The organism is Floccifex sp. (assembly GCF_051873555.1).
Taxonomy (GTDB): domain Bacteria; phylum Bacillota_I; class Bacilli_A; order Erysipelotrichales; family Erysipelotrichaceae; genus Floccifex.
Map to the genome: position 1 here is coordinate 1 of NZ_JBJEEY010000076.1, position 2,210 is coordinate 2,210.

A 2,210-nucleotide genomic window follows, 5' to 3' on the forward strand; every position below is an offset into this window, starting at 1 on the left:
GTTATTGTCTGTTTGATTTTTTCTTTTTGCGCTTTATTGGATTCGGATTTATATGCTTTAACATTTTTCTTATATTCACGCAATATTTTTTGTGCCGTTGAATCTAATATAAATCCTGTGTCTTTGCTACCTACACGTTTACCTATTACAAAAGGTATCTTATTGATAAGAGAATTGCCAACCTTTATATCAATATCTATATTAGGTAAAGTCTCCATCACTCCATTCTTGTAATATGCATTTTTTAGAAGCTCAATCCATAATCTTAACTGACAAATATGAACCGCTTTTGCATTTAAATCTACACCAAACAAACATTCTTCAATGATTGTTTTCTTTTCTACAAACAATGTTTCCTGTATCTGCTGTGACGCAACACTATTTTTATCATACACAAAATCTTGTCCTTGGGCATCTTCAACAATTAAGGTATCGTCATTAACATAAATATCGTAATCCCGTAACAGCCTTGTTGTACCATGAATAAAAATTACTCCCAAATCTGCTTTTATTGCAATCAGACGATTTAATGCAGATACCAGAAAATGTCCCGAACCAACGGCTGGATCACATATACGAATAGAATTGATAATTTCATTAAGTTTCTGATATAGAGTCAAATTTCTTGCAGAGTCTATTTCAAATTTTAAGTCATCCATCGTTTTACAATGCCAATGCATTTCTTGATTAATCTTTTGAATGACAATACGCTCCAACGTTTCCTTGTTCATGTATTCTGTTATTTCACTTGGTGTATAGAATGATCCGTCTTTATATCCATTAATTTTTTCGAAAATCAATCCTAAAACAGATGCATCGATAATATCTTTTCCGTGTTCTAAAACCCCTTCTTCTGAAGCGTATGCACCAAAATCATAACTGTTTAAGAAATCAATAATATATTGCAGCAGCGGAAGTTCCTTGATTTTCTTATTTGCCAATACAGAATGTGATTTCAATGTTAATGGTGCATTCTTCAGGTCATTAATGTTGATATCTCTTTTTTCAATTTCCTGTTTTTCAAACAAAGAACTATTTAAATACGGAATTTCAGAAAATTTGTTGTAGAATTCGGTTTCTGTACGTTCTCGTTTTCCTAATACATTGAAAAATAAATCTTGCAAATTCTGAAAAGACTCAATCTTGTCATTATCAAGGATACGGTAACAAGATTCATTTGAATTAAATGTTACCAATTGTCCTTCAAATAGTTTAATGAACAACAGCCTGTTGATCCAGATGATAATCAATTCAAATGTATTTTCAAATGCAATCTCTGTCGGTGCTTCTTTGTCATCAATATACTTACGATAAACCTGTTCAGCCATTGAATTTTTTGTTTCCGTATCAATGACAATTACATTCTTTCCATTTTTTTTGATTTCCTTAAGTCCCAGTATATATAATAATTCCTGATAGAATTTGTTATTTAATACATGGGCTTTTTCTGTAGGTTTATAAACATCCTTCAAAAGATAAAAGTTACTGAAAATCTTATATAGATTTTTCCATTCCCTTTTCTTTTTATATGTGTCATTCAAATTAAAATGGACAAAATCCAATTTTTCCGTGATATCAACTTTTTCAAGATGATTTTTTATTTCTTGATAAAATTTGTTGGTGTCTTTGGCGTAATTTAACTGATTGTTACAATATTTGAAGTAGGTTTTCTCCAAATAGCCAGTACAGTATTTTTCAATATCATTTGCATCAAAAATAAACCAATCTACGGAATTGGTAACAATTAATCTTCGGATTTCCGTATTGGGATTCATACGAACCTTAAACCCTGTAGTATCTCGTGTTGCAACGAGATAGTAATAAATCAATTCCCATAACGCCTTACGGTTAACTGAATTCTCAGTGAGCATTTCTGACCTATTATCCGGTTTTTTCGTTTCTAGCAGTGCCAATAACTGACCATCATATTTTATGGTACTGTCAATGTACTTATCCGTATTAATCGTATATCTTTCGTTTTGATAAAAATTTCTCTTTAAAAAATCATTAACAATATTTTTAAAATATTCCTCATTTTCTTTTTGCTTTACAGCTTGATTGATTTTTAACGCATAATTCTCCAATTCTTTCCCAAAGGTATTTAGTGTGGACGAGTCCAGTCGTTCTCTATAGTAACGTTCGTCATATGCTTTCAATGCATCAATAATTGTTTTCTTCATCGGTATTTCACTCCTTGTACATGGAATTAT

1 protein-coding gene is annotated in these 2,210 nt (G+C 30.9%); it reads right to left on the reverse strand.

The annotated features are described in order from the left end of the window. On the reverse strand, window positions 1–2,180 hold a 2,180-nt coding region (locus ACI32A_RS04500; RefSeq protein ID WP_439753836.1), incomplete at its 3' end, for a type IIG restriction enzyme/methyltransferase. Window positions 2,181–2,210: the final 30 nt, after the last annotated feature.